Here is a 15,365-nt window from a genome sequence, read left to right on the forward strand (position 1 = left end):
ATGAACTTACTCGTCAAATCAGGCCCAGAAACTGCGTGCAGCATAAACAGGTTTCGCAAGGTGCGCCAAGCTTGGAGGGTATTCGTCGCGGCGGTGAAACAAATAGGGCACGCATTCGCGGATTGATCAGAAAATCAACGCAATGCGCGCGAAGCTCTGGGTTGGGCGTGCAAGCTGAGGTATGAATTGGGTGCCAACATGTTCGGCGATTTGAACAAGTTCTTATAGGTAAGATGTCAGCGCAGCCCAAATCCCCACAGCCCGGCCCATTCCAGATTCTATCGCTTTTGGCGATGCTATCACTGTTGCCTCTGGTGGGCGCGTTGTTTGGTCACGGAAATCAGGTCGAGCAACTGCCGATCATCGCCCGACTGCTTGATCCCTCGGCCATGGCCGGGGATTTCTATACCGATCATGCCACCGCATTTGGCCCGCGGATCTATTACGCAAAAGCGATGGCCGCATTGGTCAGCCTGATGCCTTTGCCCATCGTCGTACACAGCCTGATGTGTCTGTTCGCCTTTGTGCTAGGAGCGGTCACTTATCTAGGAGCGCGCAATCTGGTGGGAGCCAGCAGCACCGGAGCACTATTGTCCGCGGCTTTGGCGATCACGAATGGCAGCTTCTCACTGGGGCTGGCCGGCTTTTTGCGCTTTGACAGTTTTCAGCCCGCGAATGTCGCCATCGCGCTGGCGTTGGGTGGGATGGTTTTGCTGTTCACAGGACGGGTTTGGCTTTCAGTTGTCGCCTTTGTACCGGCCGCTCTGATGCATCCTTTGATCGGGACCGAGATTGCCATGATGGCTTTTCTGGCCGCCGGTATCGTGGGTCTGTTGACGCCTGCAACCCAAACCCGTCTGCGCAGCGTCGCGCCGATTGTAGGGGCCGGGGCGGTGTTTGTTGCTCTGATGGTGGTGTTCTGGGCACTGCCCGGGGGTGGGCATGACAGCGCAAAGCTGACGGATGCAGAATTCTTTGACATCCTGATCAGCTTCCGCGCGCCGCATCACTATCTGGGCACTGAATTCTTTCGCCGCTCGTGGATCGAGGCCGGTTTGTTCGTCACCCTGACAGCTTGCATTTTCCTCTGGTTCGCCGCGCGCCGAGCCCTGCCGGGCAAGCAAAGCCTGATGTTGGCGCTCGTCTGTCTGATGGTGCTGGTCGGATGTGCGGCAAGCCTGTGGTTTACAGATGTTCATCACAGCCGCCTATGGGCCACGGCGCAAGTGTTTCGAATGCTCATGGTGGTGAAATGGGCCGGGTTTCTGTTGCTAGGCCGCCTGATCGGAGATCTTTATACCCGAGAACAAGCAACGGCGCTGATCTGCGCGCTGATCCTGCTGCTGGCCAGCGCGGACGCGCAGCCCTATGCGGTGACGCTGGTTTTGTTGGTTTGTCTTGCGGTCTGGATAGTGCGCAAGCTTTTGAAAACCCGCGCTGAGATCGTGATTTGGCTGGGGTTGGGCTTCAGCGTTCTGATCGCAGTGGCGCTGGCCTGGCGCTATGGCGTGCCGATGCAAACACTGCGTGGTGTTGCGGCGTTTGCCCTTTTGGCGCTGGTTCTATTGCGACCTTTTAGGGGTAGTGTGATGCTGGCCGTGATCCTCAGCATTGGCCTGCCTCTTGCCCTCGCCATGGTGGCCAAATCATCGACAAGCGGGCCCTTGGCAAAAACGGCCTTTAGCTGGTCCGATCACCGCGATGCCGAAGCGGATATTGCCCGTCAGGCCCGCACAATCAGCCCCGAGGGCGCGATCTGGGTTGTGCCACCTGATCAGGAACGGTTCAGGCTGTTGGCCAATCGCGGCGTTCTGGTCAGCTTTACCGCAATCCCTTTTGACGACGCGGGGCTGATGAACTGGCGCAACCGGCTAGAGGCGCTCTACGGACCCTTTACCAAACGCGGCTTTGGTGCCTTGCGGGAAATGCGTAGGGCCCATCGGGAAAACACCGATTGGATACCGGCTGCCACTCAGTTGGGTGCAAGTTTCGCTGTTCTTTACGCAGATACGCCATGGGACGGGACGGTCCTATACGAAAACGACCAGTTCAAAGCGGTCGCTTTGGACGGGTCTTGAGCGTCAGGGCGCGGGATAAATCGTCACTACAGAATTGGCCGGCACCGATAACGTAGCTTGCGCCCCCTCAACAGTCAGCGGTGGGAGTTCGCCTGTCACCACGCCCGCGCCAGAATAGCTGACACCATAACGCCCGTAGGGCAGGCCGTTTACAGCTACCTCACCCGCACGCTGGCTGCGAATGACCACAACCGCTCCGGGGTAAAGCGCATAATCGGGGTTTACAAAGGCCAGGCCCAGGAAATCCCCGTTATCTGTGACAGCACCAATCCGTTCGGCCCCCCGGCGGACATAGCGGAAATACTGCGCCAAACTGCGCCCCTGATGCGAGAGTCCGATCTTGCCATCCTCTGGCGTGCCGTAAAACAGCACGCTGCGCGCCACCTCGGATGATGCGGGCGGATGCCGCGCGATAATCGAAAAAAGCTGCCAGGCGCTGGCTTGCGCAACTGTCACGTCCTGGATCAGATCCTCTACCGTGCCATTGGTGTATTCCAGCATCTCGACGCGGATCCCTCGCCGCGCCGCTGCATTGCGGATATCGCCCATAACCGAAGCCCGACGCCCGGCATAGCGGTGATAGGTGATCGCGCCCGTGCGTGGGGCCACGCCGGGAACGCTTATCGCGGCCTCGAAATAGCGTACCGCATTGCGCGCATTAAGGACCGAGGGCAACAACAGTTCGGGCGCCATTTGATGCTGGTTTAGACGATCAGACGCCGCTGCTCCGGCCCGTCCGATATGAAAACCGCGCCAGCCGTTGGTGTTCTCTGGCTCCAGAATGACCTCAAGTGCGTCCGGCACAATCCCATGAGTATTCTTCAGATGCAGCATCGCCTGTGTCACAAGCTCTGCATATTCCTGCGGGTTACTTGCCAGTTTGAAATTGCTCTGCTCTTCGCCACCCCATTTGAAATCCACCACGCAGAGGTTGATATAAAGCGTTTCTCCCCGTGCTTGCAGCCGTTCTTGCATCGGTTTGATGATGTTTTCGATCTGAAAGTCGAGATATGAGAAATGGAACCCATCTGCTCGCGCCTTAAAGGGATCGCCATTGTCGTTAACTTTATGATAAAAATGGCTTTTCACCTTCTTATAGCCAATTTCACCACGTTCAAACAAAGCCCAATAGTCAATCGGGTTTTCCATGCCGGACCGGATCTCGATCCGGACGCGGTTGATCCCAGCTTGTTCCACCAGCGCGTCTATGATGCGATCATGCAGCGCCTTGTCCTGATACCAGCTGCCATCGAACCGATCCGCGGCCTTGTCGTATTCCCACCCACGGGCCAGAACCTCCCAGCCGTTGATCGTCTGGAATTTCTGATCGGGGTACAGCTGGATCGTGGCGTCCTGCGCCTGGGCCGCTTGTCCCGTAGCCGCAACACAGAAAACAAATAAACAAACGCGTTTGAATAAACCGAACATGAATGCCCTCACATCACTGAGTCACCAAATACTCACCCACCTTAGACCGCACTCGCGTGTTCGAATAGTCGGAAACAATTGACGCTTGCGTGACATACTGGCCGCAAGCTGGGCACGTCCAATGACGATGCTGGCTTTGGACCAAGATTTCCGTTAGTCCAATGCAGGATAGTGTTTGTTATTTTGGTACCATGAACCGGTTTCGTTCCTCAGATCAGCCTCTGGCCCCTGCGATTTCGCGCAATGAATATCTGATCCTTGGGGGGATCCTGTTGGTTGGGCTGGCCTTGCGTCTGGCGCGGTTGGATGCCCCGCTATGGTATGATGAGATCAACACGCTGGTCGATTACGTCCGCCTGCCGCTGGCGCAATTGTTCACGCAATATGACAGCCTGAACAACCACGTCTTCTTCACACTACAAGGCAAAGCTTCAATCGGACTGTTCGGGGAAAGCGCCTGGGCCCTCAGGCTGCCTGCGGTTTTGTGGGGCGTAGCCAGCCTTTGGGCGCTTTGGCTGCTGGCACGCCGCGTTGTACCCGTGCCCGAGGCTTTGATGGCCACAGCATTGATGGCCGTGTCTTACCACCATGTCTGGTTCTCACAAAACGCGCGCGGCTATACCGGGCTTTTGTTTCTAGGGCTCATTGCTTTGATGCTTGTGCTGGAAGGGATGCGCAGGCCCAGCTGGCGCATCTGGCTGAGCTTTGGCTTTGTCTTCGCCTGCGCCATGTATACCCACCTGTCGGCGGCGTTCTACTTTGCAGCGCTGGGGCTGACCTGGATTTTGGTCTTGGCGCTGATGCGGATGCGCGGGCAAGAGATCCCGCGCGGATCGATCCTGATGCCTTTGGTCGGTGCGCTTTTCGGTCTTGCCCTGACAGCCGCAATCTACCTGCCCATGATCGACTCGATGATCACCACATTCACTGCCGTACAATCCGGGCCTGAAGATGCCGTACGGGCCGAGTCCATCGCCCAATGGAAAAACCCGCTTTGGACTCTGGCCGAGATCGTGCGCGGGCTTGGCCCGATCCTTGGGCCCGCTTTACCGGTGGCTCTTGCGGTCATGAGCATTGCCATGGTCCGGCTGTACCGAACCGCGCCCGTCTTGCCGCTGGTGCTTGTCCTGCACATTGCGTTGACCATTGCTTTGCTGGTCGCTTTGTCGTTCCGGGTCTGGCCGAGGTATTTTCTGGGTGATCTTGGTTTGATCTGTCTGTTCCTTATCCATGGCGCCACCGGGCTGGGGGATTGGTTGGCCACCAAGCTGAGGCTTTCGATCGCCAATCCGGGGCGGTGGCTGGCCCTGTTGGGTATCGTGTCGACACTGGTTCTGTTGCCCAAGAACTACCTCTATCCCAAACAGGATTTCACCGGCGCGCGTGATTATGTCGAAACCCACCGCGCCGCAGATGCTCAGGTCATTGCTCTGGGCCTGACCGTGCCGCCATACCGGGATTATTTTGCGCCGCATTGGGCCGGGGCGGACAGTCTGGCCGAGTTTCAGTCGCTTTACGATCCCGAACAGGAAACCTGGATCGTTTATACCTTTCCATCTGTGACCCGACGGAGGCACGCAGATATCCTGAGCACCATTGAGGAGAGTTTCTCCGAAGCCGACTATTTCCACGGCACCTTGGCGGGCGGCGGTATCGTCGTGTTGAAATCAAATGCCCCCGAGTGATCAACCGACGAGTTGGCTGGGCAAGTTCTTCTCGCAATCGGGCCCCAAATTTCTGCGCGATCTGTTGTCGTTGGCCGGAGGGCAGGCGCTGAGCATGGTCGTCGGGTTCATCACGTTCGCCTATCTCGCACGGCAGCTGAGCCCCGAAGATTACGGAACGATCGAGCTGGCTATATCGATTGCTGCCTTTGCGGCCATCGTCATTGAATGCGGTGTCGGGCCTATCGGGGTCAAGGCGCTGGCTGTAAAGCCCGCAGAAGCCGGTGTTCTGGCCAGCCAGATCCCGGTTGTGCGGTTTATCATGGCCCTTTTCGTCATTCCCGCGGCCTTTTTGCTGTCACTGCTTGCCAATCTGACACCAACGGGCCAGACGCTCTTGTGGATCTATATCGCCAGCCTGATTTTTGCGCCCTTGAAACAGGAATGGCTGTTTCAGGGGCTCGAACATATGAATCTGGCGGCTCTGGCGCGCCCGATCCGTTCGCTTGGCTTTGCCGCAGGCGTGTTTCTGTTGGTGCATCCGGGCACCTCGATTGCAACAGTGGGCTGGATCGAATGCGCCACGTTGCTGCTGGTTTCGGTCTATTACATTGCCGGTCAGTATTATCTGGGCCTGCCGTTTCGAACCGGTTGGCCGATCCGCGAGTCGCTGACTTTCCTCAAAACCGGAGCGGCGGTTGGTCTGTCGAACATGCTTTGGGCCTTCATGCTTTATGCGCCGATGATGCTGCTGTCGGTTCTGGCCGAGCCCGAACAATCGGCCTGGCTTGGTGCGGCTCAGCGGTTGGTGATCTCGCTGCTGGTGCTCAGCTTTATCTATCACTTCAACCTATACCCGGCGATCACCCGCAGCCTGCACAATGACCTTGCCGGATGGGAACGGATGATGCAGTCCTCAATCCATGTGATTGCCTGGGGAGGTATTTTTGTAGCACTCAGCCTGACGCTGTTTGCCACGCCGATCATGACTCTTGTGTTTGGCGAGGCCTTCGCCACGGCCGCCCCCGTCTTGATCTGCCTGTCCTGGGTGTTTCCCTTGCGGTTGCTTAGCGGCCATGCGCGGTGGTCCCTGATTGCCAAGAGCAAACAAAGGCTTCTGCTGCGCGCCGAGATCGTAGGCGCGCTGGCCCTGATCACCGTAGCCCTAATAAGCATTCCTCATCTGGGCGCAGTCGGTGCCGCCCTAAGCTTTTTCGCCGCAGTTTTTGCCAGCGCTTGCGTTACGCAGTTTGCTGTGAACCGTCAGATCGGAGCGATGTCCCTGATCCGTCCGAGCGTAATACCGGGCCTTGCGGCGCTGGCGGCGCTGACTGTGTGGTTCGCGCTTGGTGCGGGGGTTCAGGCCGGATTTGCCGGTTTGGTGGTATTTGTTCTGTGCGGATTGGTACGTAGAAAATCCCTGTTTTCCGACCTCGTGCGCGTTGCTTATGCCAAGCCACCCGAGCGCGCCTCAGACTAAGTTCAAAGCACATATGCCGCAGGGTCGCGGCATAGACTCAACGTGGATTGGGCATATACTAAAGCGCGCGCCGAGCTGCGTTTATCAGGACCTATTATGAGCAACCGCAAGTCTTTTCGTTCTTTTTTGTTTTGGCTGCATACATGGTTTGGTCTGAATATCGTTCTGTATCTGACACTCATTTTCCTCTCGGGCACCGTTCTGGTTCTGGCACCTGAAATCGAAGCATTGGTTGATAGTACACGCCGCACGGATGCGCCGCGCGCACCACTGCCCGTAGCTGCAATTTATGACAATATCCGAACCGAGTGGCCGCAAGCCAGAATCGAGAGGATTGAGCGTGAGGCTTCGGGCTTCGTAGCGGATAACACCACAATTCTGACCCCTTGGGGAGAAAAGGCGCTGGTGTGGACCAACCCGCAAACCGGTGAAATTCAAGGCATTACGGGTAAGCTTGACTTCAAAGAAATCCTCCGATCGTTCCACGACAGCCTATTGACTCGACACGTGGTCGGAACTCTTGTTGTTACATTGGCCGCACCGATAATGATCATTTTGATTATCACCGGTCTAATAAGCTACCGCAGGTTTTGGCGCGGCTTTTTCCGCTGGCCGAAACGGGAGATGAATGCGCGATCCTATTGGGGAGGTATGCATCGACTAACAGCGCTGTGGTCACTTCCTTTTCTTGTCGTCGTGGCGCTGACCAGTTTGTATTATTTTGCTGCGGTGCTCAGCTTGACACCATATCATTATCCTGCAGCTGAAACGATCGAAAAGCGCCAGCAACCACTGCCTTCAAGCTTTGATGGGGCTGATGTGCTACGAGCCGTCAGCGTAGCGCAGGATGAGATCCCAACCTTGGAACCTGAGCTGGTGATCTTACCGTCATTCCCAGGGCAAAGCATCGTTGTGCAAGGTCAGGCTGACGCGTGGTTGGTACGCGGGCGGGCCAACAAGGTGACATTGGATCCATCGAATATGGCAGTACTCGGTGCGTTCACAGCGCAAGAGCTGGGCCCCATGACCCGCCTGCGAGAAGCAGCAGATAGCCTGCATTTCGGCATATGGGGCGGTATGGCAACGCGCATCTTGTGGTTTGCTTTTGGTGTGATGCTGACCGGGCTGGCCATCTTCGGAATGCTTGTCTATGCGCGGCGGATCTCAACCGCGCTGGATGGTCCCACCCCCAATGCACCGACGCTTGTGTGGCGAGGCATGGTCCGCCTGAAATGGTTGTTGCCCTTGGGCATCGTTCTGGGGCTGGGAGCCGGTATCTATGGGTTTGCCTTCAAACCAGATCGCTGGGCGCGCGTCCCCGCCTATGATGCGCCCCTGCAACTTGATGGATCGGCCCGACTGTTCGCCAAAGGCAAACTGCGCGCGGGTGAACCGCTGGATCTGCGGTTGCGATTGGCCGATTATGAAGGGGCTGAGGTACAAATTCTGCTGAACGGTCAAGCTGCAGAGACCAAGCAGCTTGAATCCGTTCCCGACTGGCAGCAGACCCGGTTCCAGATGATCGCAGACGACGGCGACAATCCGGTCACGGTGCAACTGCCTGATGGCACCAAACTAACATGGACCCTTGGGCGCCCGGTCTTTTGACCGAACACCTTTACTTGATCGCCAGGAAGCCTTCGAAACAGATATATTTCTGAATGCTCATGATGTCCTTGAACCCGGCGCGGCCCAACAGGTCCAGATTGCCTTGGGTGGAAAACGGCTCCATCACACCTTTCAACGAGCGCGACTTTTCAATGATCTCTTCCGGTGAGAACCCGTTCTTGAGCTTGAAGTCGTTGTAAAGCTGCGTGACGATGTCCTGAAACCGCGCATCCGGTCCGCGCACTTTTTCGAACATGATAAAGGCGCCGCCCCAATTTAGCGTTTCATAGATCTTGTCGAAGACCGCTTGCCGGTCGCGCGGTGAGATGAACTGCATCGTATAATAGCTGACAATCAGATCCGCCTTTTCCAGCTCCATCAAACGGATGTCTTCGTTCAGGATCTCGATTTGGGGGATATCGGCGCAGTGTTTGCGCGCGGCTGCAATCATCGCCTCTTCGACGTCCAGACCGATCCAGCGCAGATCAGGCTTATGGCTGTTATGTTCGGCCAGTTTGCGCAGCAATTCTCCGGTCGAGGTGCCGATCTCATAGGCGACACCCTGCTTTTTCACGAAATAATCAGATAGCTGACAGACCAGATCATGGCCGCTTTCATAAAGCGGGACCGAAACCTTGATGTGGTCCACAAACGTGTCGGGCACGTCGTTGCCAAATGTCCAATCTGCATTGCCCGCAGTAATATTCTGTCCAACGCTCATAACATGTCTCCTCTAAACAATACCCTCGGCGCTTTGCTTCATATCCTTGTGCTCCGGTGATGCGTTCAGTTGCTGAACCACCGCATGCAGGCCGTCTTGCAGCCAATCTGCCTGCACTTGATCCATGATCCGAACCCGCGCGCTCAGATCATTATCCGTGAACAGTTGTTCGACCTTACCACCCTGACCTGGGTAGTAATCGATCCCAAAAGTGGGGATCTGTTGCGACAGGCAGAAGATACAACCATGGAAGCGCATTGCGATGGCCGCGTCCAGTCGGCGGAGCAGATACAGCACGCCATCCACATCCGGGTCAGCTTCAAGCACCCGGAAATCAATCTGATCTTCTACGATCTGATGCAGGATAAAGGCCGATTCCAGATCCGATGCGCCTAGCTGGATTGGGTTCATCGGGAAAAACACAAACGTCACCGGCTGGGTGCTGGTTTGCGCCAGTTGGATCATCGCCTTGCTGCATTCCTCATAGCACCGCTTTTCGGCCTCGCGTGAAAATGTCTCACCACGGTCAGACCAATCATGCCGAATGGGCCGTATATTGACGCCGATCAGCGTCCGCCCTTTGGTGCCGTCCAGCAGCTGATCCACCGATTGCTGTTCGGGCGCCGTCAGCTTGCCCAGGTCAGCAGGTCGGCTGTTGAGATAATCAAAGGCCGGATCATGGCCGATCTTGACGTCGATCCCCTTAAGCTCGGGCGCTTTTGCGGCCTTGCTGGTGCGTACTGTGAACACAGCGGCATGCATGGCAATCTGCCGCGCAATCCAGCGAGAGAGTTTGCGTTTGAACGGTCCAACGCCTACATTGCGCACCACAAATGGAACCTGATGGATTGCTGCAAGGCGAGCAGCTTTCAGATGCATCACCAACATGCGCGGCAGATCCATCAGCGGGCCACCGGCAAAGACAAGCCCATCGCTGACCGCGATTTCCTTGCCAATTTCACGATGCCCATAGGGCACCACGGTCACCTCAACCGGAGTATCCAGCGCTGATGCCAAGCGCCGCGTGTGTTCGGGGCGTTTGCTCATGATCGTAGCGTGGACAGTGCCGTAGTCATGATGCAGGCCCAGCAAAACGCCGCCCAGAATGGCCGCATCTCCGACATGTTCGCCCCCATAGGCTCCAATCAGAACCACCGATGGCATGGTCTGCCGCTCGGGCACCGGGCCGGGGCCCAGCGTCAAAAACGCCATGGAGCCATGGCACAACAAAGCCATTGCATCCGACAGCATCGAAGACGGGTTCGCCTCTCCTGGAGGGGCTGATTTCAGGAAGAAATGTTTGAAGTCGTGGACAAATTCCTCTTCCCGCGCGTTCAACCCTTCCGAGGGCATCAAGGACGGCTTCAGCCCTTTGTCGACCAGCAGCCGCCAAATGCCCTCGATGTAGAACACTGTCTCAGGCGTAACGGGCAGCTTGACGTTCTGACCGGGCGCGACCTGTTCAAACAGCTGGCCCAGAACGGTTGTGTCACCGCCAAGATAGTCATGTGCACCGCGCATCTGCTCGGGCGTCAGGATAATCTCTGTCATGCACCCTCCTTTTGCAATCGCGCGGTTACGATGACTTCGAAATCCTCATCTCGGTGATCCAGTTGAGCGGGCAAAAGCTCCTCAGCGGCCAAGCCCTGAAGGAATGCACATGCGGTCATTACATTTCCATAACTGTGAATGGTGATCCCGTCTTCGGCCCAGAATTCTAAGGCCATTGCGTTTAGGGATTGAGCGGTGAAGTGCCAGTATTCGCCCCAATCGTCGCGCCCAAGGCGGCGTCCGATCTTGGCGATTCCGGCTGAGGTTATCAAAGCCACGCCACCCGGTTTCAGAATCCGGTACAGAGTCTGAAATGCGGCGCGCGGCTCATAGATCATCTGAATGGTTTGCGTGAAGATGATGCAGTCAAAACTGTTGTCGGGAATATGCGGCGCGTTGGTCAGATCTCCCACAATGGTGGCCTGTGGGTTGCCTTCGACATAATGCAACACATCCGCTTGCGAGACATTCTGGCCATATTTCTCGATATAGGCCGGGTCACCCAGCTCCAGGCAGCGGCCCGTGATGTCGGCGCGGTTCTCGCGCAGAAACGCCTCGATGTAATAGCGGTCAATGGCCTGACCTCGATCAAAGCCAAAGATGTTGGACACCGGGGCCAGCCGATCAAAGTCACCAAAATCGATGGATCCCGCGCGCGGCCATTGCAGGCGGTGTTTCTGACGCTGAACGGTGATCCAGCGGCGCGTGCTTTCCGGCAGCACCTTGCGGGCAATGGATTGCAACGCGCTCATGTTGTCCGCTCCCAGGGTTTGGAACTCAGGTCTCGCACTGCGCGCAACCCCCGCCGCAACCCCAGATAACTGCGCCCGCGTCCACGCAGATGCGCGCGCAGGCGGTTGGGGTCGCGGTAATAGAACATCTCAAGCCGGGGCAGATCATGCAGGTCGCCGGATGCTGCCGCACAACCCAGTCTCGTGCCGACCGAGGTATCATAATGCTGCGCGATCCGGGCTCGCACGCGCGCCTGTGCCCGCCCGTAAGGCGGGGCGAAATGGCGGATTCGGCGGCCAAGCATGTCTTCCAGCGTCGCTTTGGATCGAACCAGTTCCTGTTCCAACTGTGGCCCATCCAACTCGTCCAGATCGGGATGCGCCACCGTATGGCTGCCAAACTGCACGCCGTCACTGGCCAGATCACGCACCGTTTCCCAGCTCATCAATGGGCGGGGTGGCGTATTGGAGCCGCGCCAGTTCTCGGCACCGCCCATACATCCGGTCGGCAGATAAACAATGGCAGGAACGCCCAGCTTGACCATGGTTGGCCAGGCGGTTTTGGCGAAATCTTCGAACCCGTCATCGAAAGTCACAATGCAAGACCGCGCAGGCAGCTTTGCATGATCCGCCAGATCATCCAGCGTGATCAGCGCAACGCCGGAATCGGCCACAACCTGCATCTGCGCCGCAAAGATATCCGGCGCAATCGACGTCGGCCCGCCCGCGTCGGAAATCGAATGATACATCAGAATATCGATCACCGGGTTTGCCAAGCGTCTAATCCTCCACCACGTGATGCGAGAATTTTTCGCGATATTGCGTCCACTTCGCCTGATCGAAAGACCCATCGGCCCCCAGACAATCGGCGATGCCAAAGGACATGGCAAAGGCGTGGTGCGTATTGTCATGGGCAAATAGGCCCTGACGGCCAAAGTTGACCAGCCCATCCAGCGATTCCAGCCAGTCATCGACCACGGCGAAGTGATCGGCATAGTCCACATCATAGACCGGATAGGCATGCGACAGACGCCGCGTAATCACTTTGCGCACTGGCACATTCACCGGAAGATCCACGCTGCCCAGCCATTGCTGGAAATGCGCGCCCAGCTCATCATCAGACATCTCCCACCAGGGATCGGTTGGATCACAGGGCAGCTCGGCGCACAAAACGGTCAGGCCTTCGGGGGCGGTCACGTTGTTGTAGTTTTTGGTCTCCGACATCCGACTGATCGGGATCGAGATCTCGGGGAAATAATGTGCGTCATATTCCGTGAACTGGCCGGTTTCGAGCACCATGTAGATCAGGATCATGCTGCGGAACCGGATCGCCTCGGCGGCCGCAACGATCTGGGGCGGTGGCGCCGGATGCATGGCTTTCAGAAGCGCGGTCAGCGGAATGGTTGACAGTACCTGGCTGCTTTCATGCCGCGTCTCAACCCCGGCCTTGTCTTTAGTGATCACGGCGGTGACGGTGTTGCCATCACGCTCGACCCGTTCGATGCCTTCCTCCAGACGGATTTCGGCCCCGTTCCTGCGCGCGCTGTCGGCCATCGACTCGCAGATTTGGCCAAAACCTTTGCGGGGGTAGAAGAACCGCCCTGTCGTCTCGCCGCGCAATCCGGGCAGCATACGCACCATCTTCATTACGATCTTTGACACGGATGAACCCGACACGCGCCGTTCGGCCAGTTTGACCGCCAGCGCACTGGGATCGAGCCCCCACAGCTTGCGCACGTAAGGGAAGTAAAAGTTTTCCGAGATCGTAGGCCCCAGACCTTTCAGCAATACGCTGGAAAAGGTCGCCGGACCCTCGGGCGCGCGGCGCAGCGGGCCGGTGACCATGTCACGGATCAAGGATGTGGCGAAAGGCAGGGGCAGCGATTTCAACGCATTGCCCAGTTTGAGCGGAAAGTGAATCCAACGTCCCCCCAGCCGGATGCGGCCATGGCGCGGGCGCAGCAAAAGGTCATCGCCCAAGAGCGATTTGACCTCATTCATCACATGGGGGTCCGCCGCCGGATGAAACCGGTGCGAGCCATAGTCCGTGATAATGCCTTCGATCTCAAAAGACGCGGCATTGCCACCCAGCCGCGGCGCGCGGTCGATCAAGGCGATCTCGGCCTCGGTGTCGCGCGCCAGCAGATGTGCTGTGGCAAGCCCTGCGGGGCCGCCGCCCAGAATGGTGTATTTGGGTTTTTGTTCCACCGGTTTATTCACTGCTGACAATATCCTCTTTGCGACCAAAGCTCAGGCCCTGGCCGGTCGAAACCAATATCATTGCGCCCAAGGCGCCGGCGGCAAACAACACCGCTTGCCACATCAGGCCCGCGGCCACCACCGCAGGTGCATGGGCCCCGAAGGGCAAAAGAAAGCCGGCCAGCGTGGCCTCACGCAGGCCCAGACCGTTCAGTGACACCGGCAGAACGGCCGCCAGTTTCGCCAAAGGCCAGGCAAACAGCCAGGGCCAGAAGGCCACACCAGCGCCAGCGGCAACAGCCAGCCACCAGGCGATCGAGACCAAAACGATCTGCACGACGCTTGAGGCGAGAAACACGCTGACCAGCAGGGCTGGACGTGCCGCCAACAGGCGGAAACTGTCGGCCAGCCGTTCGCCAAAGCCGCGCCTGGGCAAAGCGGGGATCACCCTCCAGATCATCGGCAAGAGCCGGGGCAGGGCCAGAAACCCGGCGATCACCAGAGCAAGCACAACCAGTGTTTGCAAGATGATGGCCAAGCCGGTCTCATGCCCGCGCGCCAGCAACAGTCCAAGTGCCGACAGCATCAGCAAGGCGACCATGTCGATCACCCGGTCGATCATCGCCACAGCTACAACCCGAGGCCCATCGCGCAGCTGCGCCTGTGCCATCGCCGCACGCACGGCGTCGCCACCAACGGCGCCCGGCAAGCACAGATTTGCGGCCAGCCCGGCAAAATGCGCGCGAAACGTGGTACCGATGGGCATATCCGGGCCAAGAAGCATCCGCCATTTCAAAGCCGCCCCCAGATGAGCCAGGACGAAGATCGCCAGAACCGCCGCAAAGACCCACAAAGGTGTGGCCTGAAACCCGGCCTTGATCGCATCCCAGGGCAACAGCCAAAACAGCACCGCCAGCAACAGGCCGGAACCTGCGGCGCGGATCAACCATTTGCGGCTGACACGAGGGCTATGCGGGGCTTGCGTCACGTCACGGCCTCAGATGCAGGCGCGAGATCATGTCGGCGATCAACCCAAGCGACCAGATCATGATCGCGGCCAGGAAGGCAAAGATCGCACTCTCGGACAGGTTGCCGACAAAGATGTCATAGACCAGCTTGATCAGACCCAGTCCCATGAATACCAGCCCCAGCGGGATGAACACACGCAACGGATTGAACAGGGTCGAGATGCGCAGAATCAGAATGATGAAATTGATGAAATCAATCGGTTTGATCTTCGATTTGCCAACCCTCTTGCCGTATTCGATGGGCGTATAGACCATGCGCTTGCCGTTTGACGTCATGCATAGGGTGATCGTTGTGGTGAACGAAAAGTTCTGTGGCAGCAGTGGCAAGAACGGGATCAGCTCAGACCGCCGAAACACCCGCAGGCCCGAGTTCAGATCATTGATCTTGCGCTCGGCCAGGAATGAAGCGAAGGCAAAGAGGAATTTCTTGGCCGGGCGCCGCAACAGCGGGACGTTTTTCATCGCCGCACCGCGATCTCCGACCACCATATCCTGATGGCGGCACATCTCCAGCATCTCGGGCAGATACCGCGCGGGATAGGTGCCATCGGCATCCAGAATGGCGACATATTCGTATTTCGACCGGCGCACACCGCGCTTCAGCGAGGCCCCGTAGCCAGAATTGACCTGATTGCATTCGACAATCGCGCCGCTGGCCTCGGCTTCGGCGCGGGTATTGTCTTCGGACCCATCATCCACAACGATGATCTCATAGTCGATCCCCAAGGGGGCCAGATGTTCGCGCACATCTTCCACCGTCGCGCGGACGGCATTTTCCTCATTATAGGCGGGGATCACAACGCTGAGCGTTTGCGGCGCGGCGTCCTGTCCTTCTGCCTCGGTCGGGGTGGTCTGTGTGGTCATGTTCGGAACTGCT

12 protein-coding genes are annotated in these 15,365 nt (G+C 57.7%); 4 read left to right on the forward strand and 8 right to left on the reverse strand.

The window, feature by feature from the left end; all coding sequences use genetic code 11:
- Positions 1–233: 233 nt before the first annotated feature.
- Positions 234–2,078, forward strand: coding sequence for a DUF6798 domain-containing protein (locus GOX45_RS16000; RefSeq protein WP_171102165.1), 1,845 nt, complete (start codon positions 234–236; stop codon positions 2,076–2,078).
- Between the two features lie 3 nt (positions 2,079–2,081).
- Here the strand turns inward: GOX45_RS16000 and GOX45_RS16005 are convergent, their stop codons facing one another.
- Positions 2,082–3,506 (reverse strand): hypothetical protein, encoded by a 1,425-nt coding sequence (locus GOX45_RS16005; RefSeq protein WP_171102166.1) that lies wholly within the window; start codon positions 3,504–3,506, stop codon positions 2,082–2,084.
- Positions 3,507–3,697: 191 nt separating this feature from the next.
- Here GOX45_RS16005 and GOX45_RS16010 point away from each other — a divergent pair, with 191 nt between their 5' ends.
- From GOX45_RS16010 to GOX45_RS16020, 3 genes are all read left to right on the forward strand, one after another.
- Positions 3,698–5,191: a glycosyltransferase family 39 protein gene (locus GOX45_RS16010; protein WP_171102167.1), complete on the forward strand. Its 1,494-nt coding sequence runs from the start codon at positions 3,698–3,700 to the stop codon at positions 5,189–5,191.
- Positions 5,178–6,650, forward strand: a complete 1,473-nt coding sequence (locus tag GOX45_RS16015) for an oligosaccharide flippase family protein (protein ID WP_171102168.1) — start codon at positions 5,178–5,180, stop codon at positions 6,648–6,650. Before GOX45_RS16010 ends, GOX45_RS16015 begins: the two co-directional genes overlap by 14 nt.
- Positions 6,651–6,746: 96 nt before the next feature.
- Complete coding sequence (locus tag GOX45_RS16020; protein ID WP_217350499.1) at positions 6,747–8,258, forward strand: PepSY domain-containing protein; 1,512 nt, start codon at positions 6,747–6,749, stop codon at positions 8,256–8,258.
- Between the two features lie 10 nt (positions 8,259–8,268).
- Here GOX45_RS16020 and GOX45_RS16025 read toward each other — a convergent pair whose 3' ends face one another.
- The 7 genes from GOX45_RS16025 to GOX45_RS16055 are packed head-to-tail and all read right to left on the reverse strand — an operon-like array spanning position 8,269 to position 15,352.
- A complete protein-coding gene (locus tag GOX45_RS16025) occupies positions 8,269–8,979 on the reverse strand; it encodes a methyltransferase domain-containing protein (RefSeq protein WP_171102170.1) in 711 nt (236 codons plus the stop codon).
- Between the two features lie 12 nt (positions 8,980–8,991).
- Positions 8,992–10,530 carry a polysaccharide pyruvyl transferase family protein gene (locus GOX45_RS16030; RefSeq protein WP_171102171.1) on the reverse strand — a complete coding sequence of 513 codons (1,539 nt, stop codon included), beginning with the start codon at positions 10,528–10,530 and terminating at the stop codon, positions 8,992–8,994.
- Positions 10,527–11,282: a methyltransferase domain-containing protein gene (locus tag GOX45_RS16035; RefSeq protein WP_171102172.1), complete on the reverse strand. Its 756-nt coding sequence runs from the start codon at positions 11,280–11,282 to the stop codon at positions 10,527–10,529. The genes GOX45_RS16030 and GOX45_RS16035 overlap by 4 nt, the downstream gene beginning before the upstream one ends.
- The gene (locus GOX45_RS16040; protein WP_171102173.1) at positions 11,279–12,025 is read right to left on the reverse strand and encodes a polysaccharide deacetylase family protein; all 747 of its coding nucleotides are present in this window, start codon (positions 12,023–12,025) and stop codon (positions 11,279–11,281) included. The genes GOX45_RS16035 and GOX45_RS16040 overlap by 4 nt, the downstream gene beginning before the upstream one ends.
- Positions 12,026–12,041: 16 nt before the next feature.
- The gene (locus GOX45_RS16045; protein WP_217350500.1) at positions 12,042–13,469 is read right to left on the reverse strand and encodes an FAD-dependent oxidoreductase; all 1,428 of its coding nucleotides are present in this window, start codon (positions 13,467–13,469) and stop codon (positions 12,042–12,044) included.
- A 4-nt stretch (positions 13,470–13,473) separates the two neighbouring features.
- Positions 13,474–14,448, reverse strand: coding sequence for a lysylphosphatidylglycerol synthase transmembrane domain-containing protein (locus tag GOX45_RS16050; RefSeq protein ID WP_171102175.1), 975 nt, complete (start codon positions 14,446–14,448; stop codon positions 13,474–13,476).
- A gap of 1 nt (position 14,449) precedes the next feature.
- Positions 14,450–15,352 carry a glycosyltransferase family 2 protein gene (locus GOX45_RS16055; RefSeq protein ID WP_171102176.1) on the reverse strand — a complete coding sequence of 301 codons (903 nt, stop codon included), beginning with the start codon at positions 15,350–15,352 and terminating at the stop codon, positions 14,450–14,452.
- Positions 15,353–15,365 lie beyond the last annotated feature (13 nt).

Origin of the sequence: Ruegeria sp. HKCCD7255 (assembly GCF_013031565.1) — a bacterium.
GTDB lineage: Bacteria > Pseudomonadota > Alphaproteobacteria > Rhodobacterales > Rhodobacteraceae > Ruegeria.

Coding starts and splice junctions, on each gene's coding strand:
- GOX45_RS16000 (WP_171102165.1), top strand. CDS start 234: ATGTCAGCGCAGCCCAAATCCCCACAGCCCGGCCCATTCCAGATTCTA.
- GOX45_RS16005 (WP_171102166.1), bottom strand. CDS start 3,506: ATGTTCGGTTTATTCAAACGCGTTTGTTTATTTGTTTTCTGTGTTGCG.
- GOX45_RS16010 (WP_171102167.1), top strand. CDS start 3,698: ATGAACCGGTTTCGTTCCTCAGATCAGCCTCTGGCCCCTGCGATTTCG.
- GOX45_RS16015 (WP_171102168.1), top strand. CDS start 5,178: ATGCCCCCGAGTGATCAACCGACGAGTTGGCTGGGCAAGTTCTTCTCG.
- GOX45_RS16020 (WP_217350499.1), top strand. CDS start 6,747: ATGAGCAACCGCAAGTCTTTTCGTTCTTTTTTGTTTTGGCTGCATACA.
- GOX45_RS16025 (WP_171102170.1), bottom strand. CDS start 8,979: ATGAGCGTTGGACAGAATATTACTGCGGGCAATGCAGATTGGACATTT.
- GOX45_RS16030 (WP_171102171.1), bottom strand. CDS start 10,530: ATGACAGAGATTATCCTGACGCCCGAGCAGATGCGCGGTGCACATGAC.
- GOX45_RS16035 (WP_171102172.1), bottom strand. CDS start 11,282: ATGAGCGCGTTGCAATCCATTGCCCGCAAGGTGCTGCCGGAAAGCACG.
- GOX45_RS16055 (WP_171102176.1), bottom strand. CDS start 15,352: ATGACCACACAGACCACCCCGACCGAGGCAGAAGGACAGGACGCCGCG.